Annotated in this window: 16 protein-coding genes; 8 read left to right on the top strand and 8 right to left on the bottom strand. The window is 72.2% G+C overall.

What is annotated here, in order from left to right; translation table 11 throughout:
• The first annotated feature begins 66 nt into the window (after positions 1-66).
• Positions 67-798, top strand: coding sequence for a CDP-alcohol phosphatidyltransferase family protein (locus tag ACF1FZ_RS28845; protein ID WP_391776323.1), 732 nt, complete (start codon positions 67-69; stop codon positions 796-798).
• Here ACF1FZ_RS28845 and ACF1FZ_RS28840 read toward each other — a convergent pair.
• A complete protein-coding gene (locus ACF1FZ_RS28840) occupies positions 767-1,216 on the bottom strand; it encodes an adenylyltransferase/cytidyltransferase family protein (protein ID WP_391776322.1) in 450 nt (149 codons plus the stop codon). The two genes, ACF1FZ_RS28845 and ACF1FZ_RS28840, sit on opposite strands and share 32 nt — an antisense overlap.
• A 118-nt stretch (positions 1,217-1,334) precedes the next feature.
• Here ACF1FZ_RS28840 and ACF1FZ_RS28835 point away from each other — a divergent pair, with 118 nt between their 5' ends.
• From ACF1FZ_RS28835 to ACF1FZ_RS28825, 3 genes are read left to right on the top strand one after another with little or no spacing between them, the layout of a single operon-like run.
• Positions 1,335-2,636, top strand: coding sequence for a glycosyltransferase (locus ACF1FZ_RS28835; RefSeq protein ID WP_391776321.1), 1,302 nt, complete (start codon positions 1,335-1,337; stop codon positions 2,634-2,636).
• The gene (locus ACF1FZ_RS28830; protein WP_391776320.1) at positions 2,633-4,324 is read left to right on the top strand and encodes a lipopolysaccharide biosynthesis protein; all 1,692 of its coding nucleotides are present in this window, start codon (positions 2,633-2,635) and stop codon (positions 4,322-4,324) included. Before ACF1FZ_RS28835 ends, ACF1FZ_RS28830 begins: the two co-directional genes overlap by 4 nt.
• Complete coding sequence (locus ACF1FZ_RS28825) at positions 4,321-5,562, top strand: hypothetical protein (protein ID WP_391776319.1); 1,242 nt, start codon at positions 4,321-4,323, stop codon at positions 5,560-5,562. The genes ACF1FZ_RS28830 and ACF1FZ_RS28825 overlap by 4 nt, the downstream gene beginning before the upstream one ends.
• Here the strand turns inward: ACF1FZ_RS28825 and ACF1FZ_RS28820 are convergent.
• A complete protein-coding gene (locus ACF1FZ_RS28820) occupies positions 5,531-7,045 on the bottom strand; it encodes a hypothetical protein (protein WP_391776378.1) in 1,515 nt (504 codons plus the stop codon). The two genes, ACF1FZ_RS28825 and ACF1FZ_RS28820, sit on opposite strands and share 32 nt — an antisense overlap.
• 132 nt (positions 7,046-7,177) lie before the next feature.
• Between ACF1FZ_RS28820 and ACF1FZ_RS28815 the strand changes: the two genes are divergently transcribed.
• The gene (locus ACF1FZ_RS28815; protein ID WP_391776318.1) at positions 7,178-8,335 is read left to right on the top strand and encodes a glycosyltransferase; all 1,158 of its coding nucleotides are present in this window, start codon (positions 7,178-7,180) and stop codon (positions 8,333-8,335) included.
• Between the two features lie 4 nt (positions 8,336-8,339).
• On the opposite strand, the gene ACF1FZ_RS28810 is transcribed toward ACF1FZ_RS28815, so the two are convergent.
• The 4 genes from ACF1FZ_RS28810 to gmd form a co-directional block, all read right to left on the bottom strand.
• Positions 8,340-9,167, bottom strand: a complete 828-nt coding sequence (locus ACF1FZ_RS28810) for a glycosyltransferase family 2 protein (RefSeq protein ID WP_391776317.1) — start codon at positions 9,165-9,167, stop codon at positions 8,340-8,342.
• A complete protein-coding gene (locus ACF1FZ_RS28805) occupies positions 9,164-9,859 on the bottom strand; it encodes a hypothetical protein (RefSeq protein ID WP_391776316.1) in 696 nt (231 codons plus the stop codon). The genes ACF1FZ_RS28810 and ACF1FZ_RS28805 overlap by 4 nt, the downstream gene beginning before the upstream one ends.
• Positions 9,856-12,114 carry a LamG-like jellyroll fold domain-containing protein gene (locus ACF1FZ_RS28800; protein ID WP_391776315.1) on the bottom strand — a complete coding sequence of 753 codons (2,259 nt, stop codon included), beginning with the start codon at positions 12,112-12,114 and terminating at the stop codon, positions 9,856-9,858. The genes ACF1FZ_RS28805 and ACF1FZ_RS28800 overlap by 4 nt, the downstream gene beginning before the upstream one ends.
• A 413-nt stretch (positions 12,115-12,527) precedes the next feature.
• Entirely contained in the window at positions 12,528-13,541 is a 1,014-nt protein-coding gene (gmd, locus tag ACF1FZ_RS28795; protein WP_391776314.1) for a GDP-mannose 4,6-dehydratase, read from the bottom strand.
• A 131-nt stretch (positions 13,542-13,672) separates the two neighbouring features.
• Here gmd and ACF1FZ_RS28790 point away from each other — a divergent pair, with 131 nt between their 5' ends.
• On the top strand, positions 13,673-14,656 hold the full coding sequence (locus tag ACF1FZ_RS28790; protein ID WP_391776313.1) for a GDP-L-fucose synthase family protein: 984 nt from the start codon (positions 13,673-13,675) through the stop codon (positions 14,654-14,656).
• 72 nt (positions 14,657-14,728) lie between these two features.
• Here the strand turns inward: ACF1FZ_RS28790 and ACF1FZ_RS28785 are convergent, their stop codons facing one another.
• A complete protein-coding gene (locus ACF1FZ_RS28785; RefSeq protein WP_391776312.1) occupies positions 14,729-16,279 on the bottom strand; it encodes a sugar transferase in 1,551 nt (516 codons plus the stop codon).
• A 201-nt stretch (positions 16,280-16,480) separates the two neighbouring features.
• On the opposite strand from ACF1FZ_RS28785, the gene ACF1FZ_RS28780 reads away from it, so the two are divergent.
• Positions 16,481-16,870, top strand: a complete 390-nt coding sequence (locus tag ACF1FZ_RS28780; RefSeq protein ID WP_391776311.1) for an ankyrin repeat domain-containing protein — start codon at positions 16,481-16,483, stop codon at positions 16,868-16,870.
• 62 nt (positions 16,871-16,932) lie between these two features.
• Here the strand turns inward: ACF1FZ_RS28780 and ACF1FZ_RS28775 are convergent, their stop codons facing one another.
• The gene (locus ACF1FZ_RS28775) at positions 16,933-18,399 is read right to left on the bottom strand and encodes a catalase (RefSeq protein WP_391776377.1); all 1,467 of its coding nucleotides are present in this window, start codon (positions 18,397-18,399) and stop codon (positions 16,933-16,935) included.
• A gap of 659 nt (positions 18,400-19,058) precedes the next feature.
• On the opposite strand from ACF1FZ_RS28775, the gene ACF1FZ_RS28770 reads away from it, so the two are divergent.
• Positions 19,059-20,591, top strand: a complete 1,533-nt coding sequence (locus ACF1FZ_RS28770; RefSeq protein ID WP_391776310.1) for an AlkA N-terminal domain-containing protein — start codon at positions 19,059-19,061, stop codon at positions 20,589-20,591.
• Positions 20,592-20,619 lie beyond the last annotated feature (28 nt).

Below are 20,619 nucleotides of genomic sequence, written 5' to 3'. Positions count from 1 at the left end.
ATCCCCACGCCGGGCGCTGTGGTTCTGCGATGATGCGGCGGGGAACAACCGGGCGCTGGGGGGCGTATGGGAAGCACGGGTACGGTGCTGCGCGAACTGCGCGGCGCACAGAAGCCGTCCAAGGGCGTCTCGCTCTACTCGCGGTACGTGAACAGGCCGGCCGGGCGTCTGCTCGCTGCGGGCGCGTACCGCCTCGGCCTGACGCCCAACCAGGTGACGGCGACCAGCGCGGCCTTCACCTTCGCGGCGATCGCGGCCGTGGCGCTGCTGGAACCGTCCTGGTGGCTCGGGGTGGCTGTCCACGCGGGCCTTGCCGTCGGCTTCGCCTTCGACTCGGCCGACGGGCAGCTCGCCCGGCTGACCGGGCGGGGAGGACCGGACGGCGAGTGGCTCGATCACGTCGTGGACTGCGCGAAGATGATCCTCGTCCACAGTGCCGTACTGATCTCGTTCCACCGCTTCGACGGCCTGCCCGGTGAGGGCTGGCTCCTGCTTCCGCTCGGCTTCCTGTTCGTCGCGGTGCTGACCTTCTGCGCGGGGCTCCTGCGGGAGCAGCTCGGCAGGGCGGCGGCCCGGGCCGCGCCGGTTCCCGCAGGCGCCGCGGCTCCGGCCTCCCGGGTGCGGGCCGTGGCGTTGCTGCCCGCGGACTACGGGGTCTTCTGCCTGGTCTTCCTGCTGCTCGGCGCACCCGGGGCCTTCCGCGCCGGGTACGCCGCGCTCGCGGCGGTGCACGCCGTGTTCCTCGTGGCGTTCCTGGCCAAGTGGTTCAGGGAGCTGAAAACGCTCCGGGCCGGCTGACGAGCACGTCCAGTGCCCGGCGCAGCTGGGTGCTGGACGTGTGCACCGTGTACGGGAAGTAGACGACCTCCACCCCGACCGCGGCGAAGTCCCGCTCCAGGCGTTCACCCTTCTCCGTGCCCCGCCAGTCGTCGCCCTTGAAGATGACGTCGAAGCGGACCTGCTGCCAGGTCTCGACCTTGTCCGGAACGGTCTCCACGAATGCCGCGTCCACATGACGCACGCTGCGCACGATCTCCAGCCGCTCGGGCAGCGGGATCACCGGTGTGTGGCCCTTCGCCAGGGCGGCCATCTCGTCGGACACGACGCCGGCCACCAGGTAGTCGCACTGACTGCGGGCGTGACGCAGGATGTTCAGGTGGCCGACGTGGAACAGGTCGTACACCCCCGGTGCGTAACCGACCCTGTGCTGCACCATCCGTTCTCTCCCCCCACGGTGGAACTGGTTCAACGACCTTACTGTGAAGAACACTTGGGCATCCCGTGAACGGATAAGCTCGAAGAAGAGGCTGTTCCGGGGGGAAGGCGATCATCCGTTGTCCGCTGCTGAGCATCAGAGACCGTTCGAAAACCGCAGACTCCTCGTGGTCTCCACCAACTACGCCCCCGAGCTGACGGGCATCGGGCCGTACGCCGCGCAGCTCGCCGAGCACTGGGCGGCGTCCGGAGCCAGGACCGACGTCCTGGCCGGCATGCCGCACTACCCCGCCTGGCGCGTGGACGAGCGGTACCGAGGGGTGTGGCGGAGTGAGGAGAGCCGCGCGGGGGTGCGCGTCCACCGGCGGCGCCACTACGTGCCGGCCCGTCAGACCGCACTGAGACGCGGCGTGTTCGAGGCGTCCGTGCTCGTCCACGGGATGCTCGCGCCTCCGCCGGGCCGCCCCGACGCGGTGATCTCCCAGATGCCGAGCCTCGCGGGCGGTCTGATCGGCGCCCGGCTGGCCCGTCGCCACCGCGTCCCCCACATACCCGTCGTCCAGGACCTGATGGGCGCCGCCGCCGCGCAGAGCGGCATCCGCGGGGGAGGCGGAGCGGCGGCCTTCGCCGCGAAGGCCGAACGGTACGCACTGCGCGACGCGGCCTTCGTCGGCGTCATCCACGAGAGCTTCGTGGAGGGCGTCACCGCCCTCGGCGTGGACCCGGCGCGCATCCGCGTGGTCCCCAACTGGACGCACGTGCGAAGCCCCTCGGCCTGCCGTGCGGCCACCCGTGCCCGGCTCGGCTGGGCCGAGGGCACTCCCGTACTGCTGCACTCCGGCAACATGGGCCTCAAACAGGGGCTCGACGTCCTGACCGGCCTGGCGCGGCTGGCCCCGGACATCCGGGTCGTCCTGATGGGCGACGGCAACCAGCGCGACGGCCTGCGCGAGAGGGCCGCCGGGCTGCCCAACCTCGACTTCCTCCCGCCGGCGGACGCGGACGACTTCACCGACGTGCTCGCCGCCGCCGATGTGCTCGCGGTGACCCAGCGGGCCTCCGTGCTCGACATGAGCGTGCCGTCCAAACTCACCTCGTACTTCGTCTCCGGACGCCCGGTCGTCGCCTCGGTGGCCGGGGAGGGCGGCACGGCCGACGAGGTGCGCCGCTCGGGGGCGGGGATCCTCGTGGCGCCCGAGGACCCGGCCGCGCTCCTCGCGGCCGTACGCCGCCTGGCCGCCGATCCGGTGGCGGCGGACGCCCTGGGAGCCCACGGGCCGCAGTACGTCGCACAGCACCTGAGCAGACAGGCGGGCCTCGCCCGCTTCGACGCCCTGCTCACCGAGGCACTCGGACACGTGGCGGCCGGGGGCACGCGTACCGGGGGAACCGGGGACACACAAGGGGGAGCCCGCCGATGACACATCAGATCCGTCCCCTGGACGACCAGGACGAACCGGCACTGCTGCGGGATCAGTTCCGCCAGCTCCTGCGCTACCGCGGGCTGCTCGCCGCGGGCGTCGTCGTGGGCCTGCTCGGCGGGGGGGTGCTCGCCCTGGGCGGCGACGACACGTACACGGCCACCGGTGAGGTACAGGTGCGCTCGGCCACCGCCGACCCCTTCGCCACCGGCGCCTCCGCCGACAAGGGCATCAACATCGGCTCGGAGCGGCAGACCGCGGTCAGCGACACCGTGGGCGACCTCGCCGCCGCAACCCTGCTCAAGAAGGGTGACGACGTCACCGCCCGGAAACTGCTCGCCGGTCTCCAGGTCACCAACCCGCCCAACACCCTGACCCTCCGCTTCTCCTACACCGGGGCCACCCCCGAGCAGGCCCGGTCCCGCGCCGAAGCCCTGGCCAACGGCTACCTCGCGCACCGCAGGGCACGCACCGAGGAAAGCATCGACAACATGGCGAACGGCTACCGCGCCCAGCTCGAACCGCTGGAGGAGAAGCGCGACCTGCTGGAGGAACGGACCGGGGTCGGCCCCGCGGACGACGTCAGCAGCGCCCGCGCCAACATCATCGTCTCCATCTCCGAACTGAGCCGGAAGATCTCCGAGCTCAAGGCCCTCGACACCACGCCCGGCTACCTCAACAAGAAGCCCGTCGCCCCCACCGAGCCCGCCGGCGCCGGCCTGCCGCTGCTCCTGGGGCTCGGCGCGGTCGTCGGTCTGGCCCTCGGACTGCTGATGTCCTGGGTGCGTCTGGTCTTCGACCCCGCCGTACGCTCCCCCCGCGAGCTCGTCCGCTCCCTCGGGGCCCCGCTGCTCGGCACACTGCCCAGGGAACGCGCGACCGCGGGTACCCTGCTCGCCATCGGGCGCAGTGGTTCGCGGCTCGCCGAGGAGTACCGTGCCGTCGCCTTCCGGCTCGCCTACGACCCGTCGTTCGCGGAGCGGCGCCGTCTGCTGGTCACCGCCCCGCGCGGGGACAACGCGGCGGCGGCCGCCGCCGCGGTCAACCTGGCCGCGGCCTTCGCCGAGATGGGCCGCGACGTCCTGCTCGTGGAAGCCGATCTGCGTACCCCGTCCCTGGCCCGCGATCTGGGTCCGGCCGCCAACGAGGTCCGGCCGCCGCGCTGGGCCGCCGAGGAGGAGGGGGACCGCAGCTGGCCGGCGGGCGGCCGCTCCAACGTGGACGTGCCGGGCTCCGGTGCGTTCGCCCTGGTGGCCGGCACCACCGCCGACAACGTGCCGCGCGCCCTGACCTCCGCCTCCGTCGGGCGGATCGTCGCCGAGGCCGACCGCCCCGGCACCGTGGTCATCGTCCTCGCCCCCCCGGTGCTCTCCTACGCCGACGCGGTCGCCCTCGTCGACCGGGTCGAGGGCGTCATGATCGTCTGCGACCCGCGCGAGGTGCACCGCAGCGACCTGGAACGCATCCGCGAGATCATCGGCGCCTCCGGCGGCACGGTGCTCGGCGCGCTCCTCCACCCCGGCCGGGGCCGGCTGCACCGCACGGAACGCCGGGCCGGGCCGGGCCGGCGCCGCACCGGCGGCGGACCCGGCGGCCCGGCTGCCGCGGCGGACGCGCCGGAGATCACCGGAAACCCCGACGAGACCATGGGGCTGCGTTCCGTCACCCTCCCGGGGGCGCGCCGGTGAGAGCCCGCACCGCGATCCTCTGCTCGGTCGCGGACCAGGGCGTGGCCGCGCTCACCAACATCCTGGTGCTCGTGACCGCGGCCCGGCTCTCCACCGCCGCGGACTTCGCCCGTTTCTCCGCGGTCTACCTGGTCTTCACGGTGCTGCTGGGCGTGTCCGGTGCGTACACCGGCCAGCCGCTCGTCCTCCGGCGCGGCGGGGACGAGGAGACCCGGAGCGCCTGCCGTTCGGCCGTCGTGTTCACCGTCGGGGCCTCGGCTGCGGCCGGCGCCCTGCTGGCCGCCGTCTGCGTGTTCGTCCCGGGGCACACCGCGCGCGCCCTGATGATGCTCGGCCTCGTCCTGCCGGTGGTGCTGGGGCAGGACGCCCTGCGCTATGCCTTCTCGGCCCTGCGTACGCCCCATCTCGCCCTGACCGCCGACCTGTTGCGGCTGACCTGCGTACTCGGCGCCCTGGCCGCCCAGGAGCACGGGGCCGGCCCCGCCCGGCTGGTCGCGGTCTGGGGGCTGTCCGCCCTGCCCGCCCTCCTGCTCGCCGCCGTACTGCTGCACCGCACGACCGCCGGGGTCCCTCTGCTGCTGCGTCCGATGCTGCGGCGCGGCCACCTCGGGCAGCGCTTCGTCGTCGAGTTCGGCGTCGGCAACGCGACCGGCCAGCTCTCCGTCCTCGGGCTCGGGGCGGTCGGCAGCCCGCTCCTGGTCGGCGCTCTGCGCGGGGCGACCACACTGTTCGGGCCGCTCAACGTGCTGTACACCTCGGCCACCTCCTTCGGTCCGCCGCTGCTCGGCCGCATCGGCGACGAGAAGCGCCGGGTCCGGGTGACCGCGGGACTCGCCGCCGCCCTCGCCGTCACCGCGGCTCTGTGGGCCACCGCGCTGGCCCTGCTGCCCGAGCGCGCGGGACGCCAGCTCCTCGGTGACACCTGGCCCGCCGCCGCCGCCCTGCTCCCGGCGACCGGCAGCCAGTACGCGGCGATGGCCGTGGGGACCTGCGGACTGCTCGCCCTGCGCATGCTCGACCCGCGTACGACGCTGAGCATCCAGGTGGTCTTCTCGCTCACCGCCGTGGCCCTCATGGCCGGGGGTTACGCCCTCGGCGGCGTCCCCGGGGCCGCCTGGGGGCTCTGCCTCGGATCGCTCTGCAAGGCAGCCGCCACCTGGACCCGGGTCGCCCGGCTGCGCCGCGGCAGCCCGGCGGGGGAGGCCCTCAGCGCCGACGCGCTGCCCTCTGCTCCCTGAACGTGGTGATCAGCACGAGGCACAGGGCGCCGATGGCCAGTTTCCCCGCCGCCTGGAGCAGCGGACCGCGCAGCAGGATGAAGGTGTACCCGGCGATCAGCGGCGCCGCGATCGCCAGCACACTGCCCGGGCCGGGCCCCGCCCGGGTGACGGCCAGCGCGTACCTGCGGTCCGTGCGCGCCGCCGCATAGCCGATCAGTGCCAGGCCGCCGGTCATGCCGGACGCTCCGAAATCGACCCAGAACTCGGTCCACAGCGGTGCCGACAGGTTGGTCATGTTCATCCCCATCCACTCGCCGACCCGGACTCCGGTGTCCTCCGGCTTCCCGCTCCACACCGCCCTGGGGACGAAGAAGAGGGCGGAGCCCGCGAGCTGACGGCCGTAGGTGTGGCCCCGGGTCCCCACCCAGGAGATGGTGTTGGCGAACATCACCGTCTGGTCGTAGTCCTTGGTGGCCAGCGGTTCGAAGACGGAGGCCGACTGCACGGGCCGGTACCCCTCGTCGTCGTAGCGGAAGCGGTCGGCGTACGGGAACAGCACCAGCGCGCCCACCACACCCATGGTCAGCACCGAGCGGTACATCGCCGCACTGCTCGGGAACGCGGTGAACAACAGGGACACCAGCACCGTCAGGAACCAGTAACGCGCGTTGGAGACAGGGTTGTTCACGACCAGGTTGACCGCCGCGAGCGCCACCCACACCAGGACGGCCGAAGGGGAACGCCGTGCCCGGCGCGAGGTCACCAGACGCCGGGTGAAGAAGAGGAACGCCAGCAGGGCCGGGACGGTGCCGAAGCCCTTCAGGAACGCGGAGCCCACGTTCGACCCGGCCGAGGCCACCCCGCTCTGCGCCACCGTGTCGCTGATCTCCTGGCGGCTGGAGAAGAAGACGGCCGGACCGCCGAGCTTCAGCACGTAGTAACCGCTCGCCAGCAGCGCGAGCAGCACCAGCAGCCGCAGCCGGACCGGGTGCGCCACGGCCGGGCCACCGGTGCCGCGTGAGGAGGCGCGCCGCCGCAGCGGCCTGCGCGAGGCCAGCAGCGCTCCCAGGTCGAAAGCCGCGCACCCCACCAGGATCATCGCGATCGCCGTCACCAGGTCCGAGCGCGGCCCCACCACCGGGGTCGGGGTCTGCCCGATCACCACCTGGGCGAACGGCGCGACACCCATGGCGATGTACACGAACATCCAGAAGACGCCCTGGAGCAGCCGCCGCCGGGTGGAGAGGATCATCGTGGCGAGCCGGGCACCCGAGTAGCACGTCAGGACGAGTTGCAGCCAGTAGGCGGTGTCCCTGACCCCCGGACCGGGCTGGGCGGCGATCACCGCGGGCAGGAAACAGACCAGGCCCAGGATCAGCGGCACCGAGAGCGCGCGCGAGAGCATCGCCCAGGTGAGAGGCCGCGTCGGGGGCTCGGCCGGCAGGCGCGGAGTGCTCTCCCGGACGGCGACGGTCCCCACCGACTCGTCCACGGACGTCATGATCCCCCGATCACCGGCCCCGAAGGCCCGCTCGCCGGCCTCCTGGCCCACGAACACTCTAACGAACGCGCCCACGTGAGGGGGCGTGATGGCTAGTCTGTGAACAGTCGGCCGAGGTTGAGGGGAACCCTGGTGAAGGTCCTGCACATCGTCACGCTGCACACTCCGGACCACGCGTTCGGCGGCCCGACCCGGGTCGCGCTCAACCTGTCCAAGGCGCAGCGTGCGCACGGGGACGACGCCCGCGTCATGGCACTGGGAGACGGCTTCGGGGGCGAACTGCCGGGCCAGGTCGAAGGAGTACCCGTACACCTCTTCCAGGCCCGCCACCTGCTCCCGGTGTTCGAGGTCAGCGGCATCACCTCCGGGGCGCTGCTGCGCACCGCGCGCCGCATGATGCGTGGTGCCGACCTCGTCCACGTCCACCTGATGCGCGACCTGGTGACCCTGCCCGCCGCGCTGCTCGCCCTGGCCACCCGCACCCCGCTCGTCGTCCAGACGCACGGCATGGTCGACCCGACCGAGAATCGGGTCGCCCAGCTCACCGACCTCCTGGGGGTCCGCACGGTGCTGCGCCGTGCGGACGCCGTACTCCATCTCACCGAGGCCGAGCGCCTCGACGTGAACGCGGTCGCCGCGCCGGTCCCCCTCACCAACACCGTCAGGCTCGTCAACGGGGTACGGCCGCAGGAGCGCAAGCCCGCCCGCGAGCCGGGCCGGCCGCCGACCGTGCTCTTCCTGGCCCGCATCCAGGAGCGCAAGCGTCCCGAGGACTTCGTCGCCGCGATGCCCGCCGTTCTGGCCCGCCACCCCGGCGCCCGCTTCGTCCTCGCCGGACCGGACACCGGCGCGCTCCCCGGCACCCTCGCGCTCGCCCGCAGACTCGGCGTCATGGACGCGCTGGACCATGTCGGGCCCCTCGGCCACGAAGAGGTGCTGGCCGCCGGGCGGCAGGCCGACGTGTACGTCCTGCCGTCGATCGAGGAGCCGCTCGGCGTCTCGGTCCTGGAGGCCATGTCCGTCGGTACGCCCGCCGTCATCACCCGCACCTGCGGGCTCGGCCCGGACGTGGCGGCGGCGGGGGCGGGCCGGGTGATCGACAGCAGGGCCGGCGAGGACTCCGGGAACGCCCGCAAGGTCGCCGAAGCCGTCCTGGAACTGCTGGAGCCCGAGGCCAACGACCGTGCGGGGAAAGCCGCGTGGAACCTGGTCAACGAGCGCTTCACCATCGAGAGCGTCACACGGACCCTCCGGCGGACCTACGAGGACGTGGTGCGCCGGAGGGCGTGAGCTGTCAACCCGTCCTGCCCTCACGTGCCTTGAGAGAGATCTGCCACCGGTAGAAGCTCATCGCGAGCGCGAAGTCCAGGCCCGCGCGCCCGTCCAGGAAGCCCCGCCGGTAGACGTACATGTAGGCGAAGGACACCAGCGGTTTGAACGGCGCCTTGTGGAAGAGCTGTCCCTGACGGGACTTCACCTTCCGCACCTGCTCCTTGACCTCGGGATGGTGCTCCAGCCACGCCTCCCAGTCCGAGTAGCGGTTGTGCCGCTCGAACCAGGCGGTGACCGGGTCGAGGTCCTGGTGCTCGATGGGACTGCCCAGCGTCCCGGCCGTCGGCGCGACCGGCTGGTAGTGGCCCTCGACCTCCCCGATACCGGGCGCCGCGAGGTCGCCGACCTCCGGGTAGTGGCACCGGGTCCGGTCGGTCAGGGACCGCTTGCGGATGGTGTACCCGTGCCGCAGCCGCTTCCCCGAGAACCAGTATCCCAGCGGTATGTCGTACGCCGCGGGCTTCGGGGTGTCCGGGTCGGCGAAGATCCGCCGCAGCTCCGCCAGCAGGCCCGGGCTGAGCCGCTCGTCACCGTCGAGCAGCAGGATCCAGTCCAGGTCCGTGCGGACGTTCTCCAGGCACCACTGCTTCTTGCGGGGGTGCCCGCCGTCCCAGGTGTAGGCGACCACTTCGGCCCCGCACTCCTCGGCGATCTTCACCGTGTCGTCGGTGCTGTGCGAGTCCACCACGACGACCGCCTCGAAGTGGCCCAGGACCGATTTCACCGCCTCGGCGATGTTCAGGCCCTCGTTCTTCGTGGGGATCGCTACGGCGATGGGCAGCTTGTTCAACGGTTGTCTCCTTGTGGCAGCCAGGCGTAGCAGCCTGTGGAGGTGAAGGTGCGAGCGGATTCCGGGACGGTGATCTCCACCTGCTCGCCGGTGCCGGAGGAGCCCGATGCCAGCTCCTCGCCGTTCGCTCCGGTCAGCTGCCAGCCACAGGCCCTGGTGGGGGAGGGCGCCCGGTACTTCCCCGGCCGGACCGCGGCGGCCCCGTGTGTGCCGTCGGCGTACCCGTGCGCGGCCTCCTCGACGATGTCCTGGTGCTGGGGGCAGAGGTGGGCCGCGGCCGGCTCCGCGCCCGCGACCTCACCGGAGACGACCGCGCCCACGGCGATGTCCCGGTCCGTCTTGACCAGGTAGCGGAGCCTGTCGCAGGTCTCCTGTCCCGTCTGCAGCACCGCGGCCGGGTCCGTCCCCGAGGGCACACGGCCGGTCAGGTACTCCTTCTGCTTCTTCGTGAAGGACCCCGTCGCCGGGGTGATCTCCCCGGCCGGTGCCTTCGGCACAGCGCCGGGCCCCGCAGCTCGCGGGGAGGCCGCCGGGCCGGCTGCGGAGGGCGCGGGGGAGGCGGCGGCGGAGGCCGTGCCGCCCGCCGCGGCGGGCTTGCCGCCTCCGGCGCCGGAGCCGTCGGACGAGTCGCAGGCGGCCAGCACCGCCGTCGCGAGGGCGACGGCGGCGCCGGCCAGGAACGGATACCTCATTCACCCGTCCTCAGGGCGTAGTGCGCGCTGACCTGGGAAGCGCTCAGCGCGGTCGGGTACACGGCGGTCTCGTCGATCTGACCGGCGAAGAAACTGCTCGTCGGGCGGTTGGCCCAGTTGGTGAGGTTGTCCCCGCCGACCCTCCAGTAACCCGGGTAGTTCTCGTTGCCGGTGAAGAGCAGGTTCGACGCGCGCAGCTGCCCGTCGACGTACAGCCTCATGCCGCCGGTGCCCTGGGTGGCGACGACATGGTGCCAGTTGCCGTCGTTGAAGGCCCCGGACGTGGTCACCGTGCGGCGGCCGCCGCTGTAGACACCGAAGACCAGCCGCCCGTCGTTGGCCATGTACACGTGCTTGTCGAAGCGGGTGCTGTTCTGCATGCTCAGGTTGCCGAAGCCGATGATCTTGCCGCCCCGTGTGGTGGTGGTCTTGATCCAGGTCTCCACGGAGAAGCGGGTGGGCTGCGGGTGGCGCTTGTTGCTGTACGCGTATTCGCCCGCCCCGTCGAAGCCGATCGCGGTCGAGTCACCCGCGACCGCCGCCGGGGTCTGCCGGTAGGCGGGCCCGTTGCGCAGGAAGCCGTTGTCCAGGTTCCCCGTGGTGTCCGCGGCGAAGGTGGAGGCGCCCTCGTCGTAGCGCCAGTACAGCGAGGCGCCGTCCGCCAGCACCCGTGCCGGGTAGCCCTGGGTCGACGCGGCCACGGTCGCGGACTGCTCCGGTGACTTGGCACTGGTGTTGGTGCCGTCGCTCGCGGTGATGCGGTACGAGTGCGTCTCGCCCACCGCGACATCGGTGTCGGTCCACTTCAGCTGCGGACGGTCCCAGAAGAGCGAGTACCCCGTGACCGTGTGCACGGGGGTGCTCGCACCGTCCTTGTAGATCCGGTAGGTCAGCTCCCCGTCGTCCGTGTCGAAACTGGTCTGCCAGGCGACGTCGATCCGCCCCGGGGCGACCGTGGAGAGACTGACGTTGGGGACCCAGGGAGCCCCGGTGTCCGACCCGTCGGCGAACCGGGTCAGTCCTTGCTGTCCGGCGCCGTTGACGGTGGTGAACTCCCCGCCGACCCAGAGGTGGTGGCGGCCGCCCTTGTCGGTCTGCGCCATCACCCGGGGCCCGACGGGTTCACCGATCCCGTCGTTCGTGTCCGGGAACCAGGGCAGCAGCGTCGGGTCGTCGACGGACTGGGCCAGCAGGTGCTTGCGCGGCTGGTCGGCGAAGCCGCCCATGCTGGCGCAGTCATGGGCGTGGCTCCCGCTGTACAGCACGCCCGAGTGCACCAGGACGGCCTGGGTGGCGCCCAGGCAGGTGTCCCGCCAGCGCTGCTGGTAGTCGTCGAGGTCGATGGCGATCCGGCCGTCGAACACCCCGCCGCCGGTGCCCTCGTTGGCGGTGTACAGCCCGGTCGCGTCCGTGGTGAGGTCCTGCACCGTCGACGTCTCGGGGATGAAGCCCGGGTAGCTCTTGGCGAGCGCACCCGTGGCGGCGTCGACCACCGCCAGGGCGTGCGAGGCGGTGCCGTTCACGGTGAAGAAGTCCCCGCCGAGCGCCACGTGCTGTCCGTCGGGTGTCACCTGGACGGCCCGCGCCACCTCGTCGGCGTTGGCCGTCCACGGCAGCAGGTCGGCGCCCGAGGTGGTGACCGCGGCGAACTTGTTCTTCGTCCGGCCGCCCACACTGTTGAAGTCACCGGCCAGGTAGACGGTGTCCGCGGTGACGTCCAGGGCCCGCACCGTCGCCGAGACGGCGATCTTGAAGTCCTGCCGGGGCGTGCAGGTGGCGGTGTCCACGGCCGCGATGTTGCTGACGCCCACCCCGTTCACCGAACCGAACTGCCCTCCGGCGTAAAGGGTGTCACCGTCCGGGGAGAGGGCCAGCGCCCGTACGGTCGCGGTCCCCGACGACTGGGTGAACGACAGGCTGCACCCGGTCGGCGCGCCCGTCGCCGCGTCGAAGGCCGCGAAGTTGACCGCGGGCTGCTCCGAGGTGCCCGGCACCGCGTCCGGCGGACGGACGGTGGAGAAGGTGCCGCCGGCGTAGACGATCCCGTCCGACGCGGCCATCGACCAGACGATGCCGTTGGTCTGCCAGGTGGTGAGGTCGTCCGCGGTGATGGACACCGGAGGTGTCAGCGCCGCGGCCGGGGAGGCCCCGGCCGCTGTCGCGGTCAGGGCTCCGGCGAACAGGCAGAGCGCGGCGGACGCGGCCCGTACACGGCCGCTTCCCCCGGGTCCCCGCCCCGTGCTTGCGTTCATCATTCGACTCCGAAGGTGAGGAAGAGCTGCGGCCCGCAGGCCGCGGTTGCCTCGCCCGGCCGGACGCGGGGGACTGTCCGTCCCTCTGCCGGTCAGGGCGAGTGAGGAGACGGAGCCCAGGGCCCCGTCCGGTGCGGAGGCGTTCGGCTCCGCCGAGTGGCCGGTCGGGGCCGGGGCCGCACCGGTGGCGGTCCCCGGCGCGGACGCGCGGAGCGCCGGCCGGGTGCTGCCGGTGAGCGCCGGTCCGGTCCACGCACCGGTCACCGGCGCGCTGCTGCGGCTGTGGTCACCGGCCGGCCCCGCCGCCGCGTCCGGCGAGGCACGCAAGCCCGTACGCGGCCGGCGGACGGCGGCGCCGATCGCGGGCGGCACACCGCCCCGCCCGCTTCCGGGGTGTCCGGGACGCGCCGGACCGGTCACCGGTCCACCCGGACCGCGGCCCCTGCGAGCTGGTCGCTCAGCTGCCGGATGTCCGCGTCCACCATGATCATGGCCAGCTCACGCGATTTCACCTCCGGCTTCCAGCCGAGGAGCCGTTCCGCCTTGGACGCGTCACCGATCAGTGCGTCGACCTCGCTGGGACGCTCGTACTTCGGGTCGTAGCGGACGTGCTCCGCCCAGTCCAGGCCCGCGTGCTCGAAGGCGTACTCGAGGAACTGCCGGACGCTGACCCCCTCCCCGGTGGCCACCACGTAGTCGTCGGGGGTGTCGCACTGGAGCATCCGCCACATCGCCTCCACGTACTCGGGGGCGTAACCCCAGTCGCGCACGGCGTCGAGGTTCCCCAGATGCAGCCGGTCCTGAAGGCCCGCCTTGATCCTGGCCACCCCGCGGGTGATCTTGCGCGTCACGAAGGTCTCACCACGGCGTGGGGACTCGTGATTGAACAGGATGCCGTTGGTGGCGAACATGCCGTACGCCTCACGGTAGTTGACCGTAGCCCAGTACGAGTAGACCTTGGCCACGCTGTACGGGCTGCGCGGGTGGAACGGGGTCTTCTCGTTCTGCGGGGGCGGGCTCGCACCGAACATCTCGGACGACGAGGCCTGGTAGACCCGGGTGTCGATGCCGCTGGCCCGGACCGCCTCCAGCAGCCGCACCGTCCCGAGACCCGTGACGTCCCCGGTGTACAGCGGCGCGTCGAAGGAGACCCGGACATGGGACTGGGCACCGAGGTTGTAGACCTCGTCGGGCTGTATGTCCCGCAGCAGGTTCACCAGCGCGACGCCGTCGGAGAGGTCGGCGTGATGGAGCACGAAGGACCGGTTCGCTTCCTCGGGCCCCTGGTAGATGTGATCGATCCGCTCCGTGTTGAAGCTCGACGAACGGCGTATCAGGCCGTGGACCGTGTACCCCTTCTCGAGCAACAGCTCCGACAGGTACGAACCGTCCTGCCCGGTCACACCCGTGATGAGTGCGGTCTTCGTCATGATTCCCCCTCCTTGGTCGCCCCGTGGGGCTGTGGCCGCCCCGGGGCGTTCTGCTGCGCCGAAATATCTGGATCCGAGCGGAATGCGGCAAAAGGTCACCGGGGCGGTGCGCTGCTGGCAGAATCCGGGCCATGACGACTGACCTGCCCGGACCCGCCCAGGAATCCGTCCGCCCCCTGCTGCGCCCCGGCGCCCGCATATTCGTCGCGGGCCATCGCGGCCTCGTCGGCTCGGCGCTGGTGCGCCGCCTCACCGCCGACGGCCACGAGGTGATCACTCGCGGCCGTGACGAGCTCGATCTGCGTGAGGCCGTGCCGACCGAGGCGTTCCTGCGTGACACCCGCCCGGACGCGGTCGTGCTGGCCGCCGCCAAGGTGGGCGGGATCATGGCCAACAGCGCCCACCCGGTGCAGTTCCTGGAGGACAACCTCCGGATCCAGCTCGCCGTGGTCGCGGGCGCGCACGCCGCCGGGATCCAGCGGCTGCTCTTCCTCGGTTCGTCGTGCATCTACCCCAGGCACGCCCCGCAGCCGATCCCCGAGGAGGCCCTGCTCACGGGACCGCTCGAACCGACCAACGAGGCCTACGCGCTGGCCAAGATCGCCGGGATCGTGCAGGTCCAGTCCTACCGCCGGCAGTACGGCGCCTCGTACATCAGCGCCATGCCCACCAATCTCTACGGCCCCGGTGACAACTTCGACCTGGAGACCTCGCACGTGCTGCCCGCCCTGATCCGCCGCTTCCACGAGGCGAAGCGGGACGGTGCGGACGAAGTCACCCTGTGGGGGTCCGGCAGCCCCCGCCGTGAGTTCCTCCACGTCGACGATCTCGCCGCCGCCTGTGTGCGGCTGCTCGAGGCGTACGACGGGGCGGAACCCGTCAACGTCGGCTGCGGTGAGGACCTCACCGTTCGTGAACTCGCCTCCGTGGTGTGTGAGGTGACGGGTTATCGAGGCAAGGTCGTATGGGACACCTCGAAGCCCGACGGCACCCCCCGCAAGCTCCTCGACGTGTCCCGGCTCTCCTCCCTCGGCTTCGAGCCGCAGATCCCCCTGCGGGACGGCATCGCCCGCACCTACGCCTGGTGGCTCGGCCGGCAGCCCTCCCGGGGCTGACCGCCCGGCCGGACGGCCGCGGTACGCCCTGATCCCGTGCACGCGACCCCTCCCGTGTCCCCCCATCACGTCTCAGTACGCTCCGCGGCCGTCGGCGACGGCGCGCACCGTACGGGCGAGGAGCCCCATGTCCGTGGTCACCGACCAGTTGTCGACGTACCACAGGTCCAGTGACACCGTCTCCTGCCAGGACAGGTCCGACCGCCCGCTGACCTGCCACAGGCCGGTCAGGCCCGGCCGCACCGCCAGCCGCCGCAGCTCCCGCTCGTCGTAGCGCGACACCTCCTCCGGCAGGGGCGGACGCGGACCTACCAGGGACATGTCACCCCGTAACACGTTGAGGAGCTGGGGGAGTTCGTCCATGGACGTCCGGCGCAGGGCATGGCCGATCCTGGTCACCCGCGGATCGCGGCGCATCTTGAACATCGGGCCCTCGCTCTCGTTCGCTGCCGAGAGCTGCTCCCTGCGGGCCTCCGCGTCCGCCACCATCGTGCGGAACTTCCACAGGGTGAACGGCCGGTTGTGGCGGCCCTGACGGGTCTGGCGGTGGAACACGGGCCCGGGCGACGAGAACCGCACCGCCAGAGCCACCCCGCAGAACAGCGGCGCGAGCACCAGCAGCCCCAGTGCGGCACCCGTCCGGTCCACGACGGTCTTGAGCACGGTCTGGGGACCGCGCCGCAGTGGAGGCGTGACGTGCAGCAGGGTCAGCCCCGCGGCGGAAGCGGGCCGCACCCGGGCCGCGTCGACCCCCGACAGATCGGAAAGGACGCAGAGGTCCAGCCCCCCGTCGTGGAGACCCCAGGCCAGCCGGCGCAGCCGGTCGTCGTCGAGATGCGGACCGGGCGCGACGAGCACCAGATCCGCGTCATGGGCGAAGGAGCCGCCGAGCACCGTGGACACGTCGTCGTCGGCCGGTTCGGGTGCCAGGCGCCCCGGCACCGGTGCCCCGCAGTCCGGCACCGCCGGCCCCACCGGGATCACCGCCACCGGCGTGTACGGGTGATCCTTGCGGGAGCCGAGCAGATCCACCGCCCGCTCCAGCCCCGCCGCCTCGCCGACGACCAGGACCCGGCGCGCCCCCCGCCGCCCGGCCGCCCGCAACCGGCCCACGATCCCGGCGAGGACGGCCAGGGCCAGGCCGGGCACCAGCGCCGCGACGGCGGTGGCCGGGTCGTCGGGGCCCCCGCCCGTCACGGCCAGCAGGACAGCCAGCGCGCCGACGAGCAGCAGCCAGTCGCCGAAGGGGCCGTGGAACCCCCCGCCGGCTTCCCCGGGCAGTCGTCGCGCGTACCGGCCGCGCGCGAGGCGTACTCCCGCCCACACCAGTGCGGCCGAAGCCGCCGCGGCCGGAGCTCCCGGCTGTTCGTCCGCCCGGAGCAGGATCCAGACGGGCGCCCCCACGCCCAGCAGGTCGGTCAGGACGAGGAAGGGCGCACGCGGACCGGACCTCTCCCTCGCCCGCGGTCTCTCCACGCGGTCGCGCTCGACGGCCGCCGGAGCTCTCCATGACCGCTCCGGAGCCACCGTGCGGTCCCGGGGCGCCGCTGTACGCGGCCGTAGTGCCCCCACGAGCCCGACAGGCCCGGACGTATCCGATTCGGGTATTTCGACATGCCCCATGAACCCCCCAGCCACAGTTGCATCCCCGCAAACGGGGCGCATCCGTCGATCTCATGGACTGACGGATGCGCCCTCGCTCGGTGCACGATATCCACACACGTGCCATTTCGCTGGAGTTCTCGTGAAGTTCAGACACGCCGGGCGCTGTGATCCGCCTCGGGGTGTCCGGCGGTCCCCGGGGCGCGCGCCTAAAGTAGGGGGATGGAACCGCTTTCCGAGGAACAGACCGGCCGGCTCGTCGTCATCGTGACGGACCTGGCGAGGCAGGGGCGCACGGAAGAGCTCCTGGAGTTCTTCGACCACGGGCTGCCCGTCGACGTCCAGGACGCCGAGGGCAACACGGCCCTCATGCTCGCCGCCTACCACGGGCACACGGACACGGTGCGGGCGCTCATCGGGCGCGGAGCCGATGTCGACCTGCGCAACGGCCGGGACCAGTCACCGGTCGCGGGCGCCCTCTTCAAGGGTGAGGACGCGATCGTGGGAGCGCTGATCGCCGCCGGCGCCGACCTCGACGCGGGGACCCCCAGCGCCCGGGCCGCGGCGGAGATGTTCGGGAGGACGGCTCTGCTGGGGCAGCAGATGCCGTGAGCGAGGGGCCCCGGGCGGTTCCACCTTGCCCGGGGCCCCTCGCTCACGGCGGCGGTACAGCTCTACTTGGCGGCCTGCAGTGCCTCGACGGCCTTGCGCACACCCTCGCCGTAGGCCGGGTCGGCCTGCGTGCAGTGGTGGATGTGACGCTCGATGACGGCCTGCGAGGCGCCGTCGATGGCCCGGGCGGTGTTGCCGAACAGGGCGTCCTGCTGCTCCGGGGTCATCTGCCGGAACAGGTTCCCCGGCTGTTCGAAGTAGTTGTCGTCGTCCTCGCGGTAGTCGAACCGGTCGGCCGCGGCGCCGTCGAGCGCCAGACCCGGCTCGGCGAACTGCGGCTGCTCCGCCCAGCGGCCGTAGCTGTTCGGCGTGTAGCCGGGCACGGCGCCCTGGTTGCCGTCCACGCGCAGCTGGCCGTCGCGGTGGTAGGTGTTGACGTTCTTCGCGCCGCGGGGCTGGTTCACCGGGATCTGGTGGTGGTTGACGCCGACGCGGTAGCGGGCGGCGTCACCGTACGAGAACAGCCGGCCCTGCAGCATGCGGTCGGGCGAGGGGCCCACGCCGGGAACCAGGTTGGCCGGGGTGAAGGCGGCCTGCTCCACGTCGGCGAAGTAGTTCTCCGGGTTGCGGTTGAGCTCGAGTTCGCCGACCTCGATGAGCGGGTAGTCCTTCTTGGACCAGACCTTGGTGAGGTCGAACGGGTGGTAGCGGTACGTCGCGGCGTCCGCCTCCGGCATGACCTGGATGTAGAAGGTCCACTTCGGGTGGTCGCCGCGCTCGATGGCGTCGAACAGGTCGGCCTGCGAGGACTCGCGGTCCTCGGCCACGACGGCGGCGGCCTCCGCGTCGGTCAGGTTCTTGATGCCCTGCTGCGTGCGGAAGTGGAACTTCACCCAGAAGCGCTCGTTGCTCTCGTTGATGAACGAGTAGGTGTGGGAGCCGAAGCCGTGCATGTGGCGGTAGCCGTCGGGGATGCCGCGGTCCGACATCACGATGGTGATCTGGTGCAGGGCCTCGGGGAGGCTCGTCCAGAAGTCCCAGTTGTTCTCCGGCGAGCGCAGGTTGGTGCGCGGGTCGCGCTTCACCGCACGGTTGAGGTCGGGGAAGTGGTGGGGGTCGCGGTGGAAGAAGACCGGCGTGTTGTTGCCGACGACGTCCCAGTTGCCCTCCTCCGTGTAGAAGCGGACGGCGAAACCACGGATGTCGCGCTCCGCGTCGGCGGCGCCGCGCTCACCGGCGACCGTCGAGAACCGGGCGAAGAGCTCCGTCTGCTTGCCGACCTCGGAGAAGAGCGCGGCCCTGGAGTAGCGGGTGATGTCCTGGGTCACCGTGAAGGTGCCGAAGGCGCCCGATCCCTTGGCGTGCATGCGGCGCTCGGGGATGACCTCACGGCTGAAGTGGGCCAGTTTCTCCAGGAACCAGACGTCCTGGAGCAGCATCGGGCCGCGCGGACCGGCGGTGACGGCGTTCTCGTTGTTCGCGACCGGTGCACCGGCGGCAGTGGTCAGCGGCTTCGTGTTGTCAGAAATTTTCCTGCTCCTCGTGTGAGAACTTCAGTTCACCGACTCGGATCCCGCTGACCGCGCGGTCCGGCATCCAGGGCACAGGGCCCGGTGCGCGACCTCCGCGTGGTCGATGGTGAACCCGTGATCCTGGGGCGCCTCGAGGCGCGGGGAGTCCTGCGGGCCCTCGGCGTCGACGGCCGTGCCGCACGAGCGGCGGACCACGTGCTGATGGTCGTCCCCGGACCGCCCCTCGTGCCGCACCGGAAATCCGGCAGGGCGGTCCGCCGCGCCGGGCCGGCGTCGACGAGCGTCCTGAGGACGTCCTGGAGGGCTCGGGCCGAGACCGTGCCGACAGGTGTGCGTACCAGGGTGAAGAGGGTAACGACACCGGAGGGCGGGGCCTCGTGGACCGCCGGGAGCACGGCGGCCCCGGGACGGGTCACTCGTGATGACGCTCCGCGCGGGAGGGCCCTGGCCTCGGTTTCGAACACGCACGCAGTCAACCACTTTTCTGGAACGATTCCAATATAAGAATGAAACTAGTCCTGGTCCGGTCGGACGGCTGAGGTGCGCGTGGGTGCGGACGGGTGACGCAGGCCGGTGCGGACCCCGCGGAGGGGTGAAGGGAGTGCGACGTCCGATTTCCGCCAGCGCCGGGGCGTGCGATGCCGCACCCTTGGGGCATGACCGGTGACGACAGCAGGTACGAGGCGGTGACCAGCCGCGACGCCCGGTTCGACGGTGAGTTCTTCTTCGCCGTGTCCACGACCGGGATCTACTGCCGTCCGAGCTGTCCGGCCACCACGCCCAAACGCCGGAACGTCACGTTCTTCCCCACCGCTGCCGCTGCCCAGGGCAGCGGCTTCCGCGCCTGCCGGCGCTGTCGCCCGGACGCTGTGCCGGGCTCCGCGGACTGGAACGCGCGTGCCGATCTGGTGGGCCGGGCGATGCGGCTGATCAGCGACGGGGTCGTGGACCGTGAGGGCGTGGCCGGTCTGGCCGCGCGCCTCGGCTACAGCGCCCGCCAGGTGCAGCGCCAGCTGAACGCCGAGGTCGGCGCGGGGCCCATCGCGCTGGCCCGCGCCCAGCGGGCCCACACCGCGCGGATCCTGCTGCAGACCACCACCCTGCAGGCCGCCGAGATCGCGTTCGCCTCCGGTTTCGCCAGTGTGCGGCAGTTCAACGACACGGTCCGGGAGGTCTACGCGCTCACCCCCGGAGAGCTGCGCACCGCCCGGCCGGGCCGCTCCTCCCGCTTCGGCTCCGTCGGCACCGCCGGAACCGCCGGCGGAGTGCCGCTGCGGCTCGCCCACCGGGGACCGTACGCCGCGGCCGAAATCTTCGACCACCTCGCGGTCCGTGCCCTCACCGGCATCGAGGAGATGACCGGGGAGCGGGGCGACCGGACCTACCGGCGCACCCTGCGCCTGCCGCACGGCACCGGAATCGCCGAGGTCCGCGAGAGGACCGGGGACGGCTGGCTGGAATGCCGGCTGCACCTCGGTGACCTGCGCGACCTGACGGCAGCCACCCAGAGGATGCGCCGTCTCTTCGACCTGGACGCCGACCCCCTGGCGGTCGCCGAGCGCCTCGGCGCCGTCCCCGCACTGGCCCCGCTCGTCGCCCGTACACCCGGCCTGCGGGCCCCCGGCACCGCCGACGTCCACGAACTGGCCGTCCGTGCCGTCCTCGGCCGACAGGTGTCCGTGGCCGCCGCGCGCCGTCTCGGCAGCGCGCTGGTGTCGGCCTACGGCGCACCCCTCCAGGTGCCCGACGGCGCCCTCACCCGCACCTTCCCGGACCCCGGGGACCTGGCCGAAGCAGGGCTGGAGGAGCTCAGGACGCCCGGTTCACGGCGCGCCACGCTGCGGGCCGTGGCCGCCGCCCTGGCCGACGGCCGGATCGCTCTCGACCCCGGCGCCGACCGGGACCGGGCCGAGAAGGAGCTCCTGAGCCTGCGCGGTGTCGGTCCCTGGACGGCCGGCTACATCCGTATGCGGGCGCTCGGCGACCCCGACGTGCTGCTGACGGACGACGTGGCCGTACGGGCCGGCATGCGGCGGACCGGAGCCGAGGCGGCGGACTCCGGGACCTGGCGTCCCTGGCGCACGTACGCCATGCACCACCTCTGGAACACGGCCGTGGACCGGCAGCGCGTCACGGCAGCACGACGTCCGAATCCCGCCGGTCGCGTCGCCGTGGACCCCGCACGATGAACGTGTACGACCGATGAACCCGGAAGGA

The organism is Streptomyces sp. NPDC014623 (genome assembly GCF_043088245.1).
Classification (GTDB): domain Bacteria; phylum Actinomycetota; class Actinomycetes; order Streptomycetales; family Streptomycetaceae; genus Streptomyces.
The sequence above is the reverse complement of the archived record's forward strand: the minus strand, read 5'-3'. Positions and strand labels throughout refer to the sequence as shown.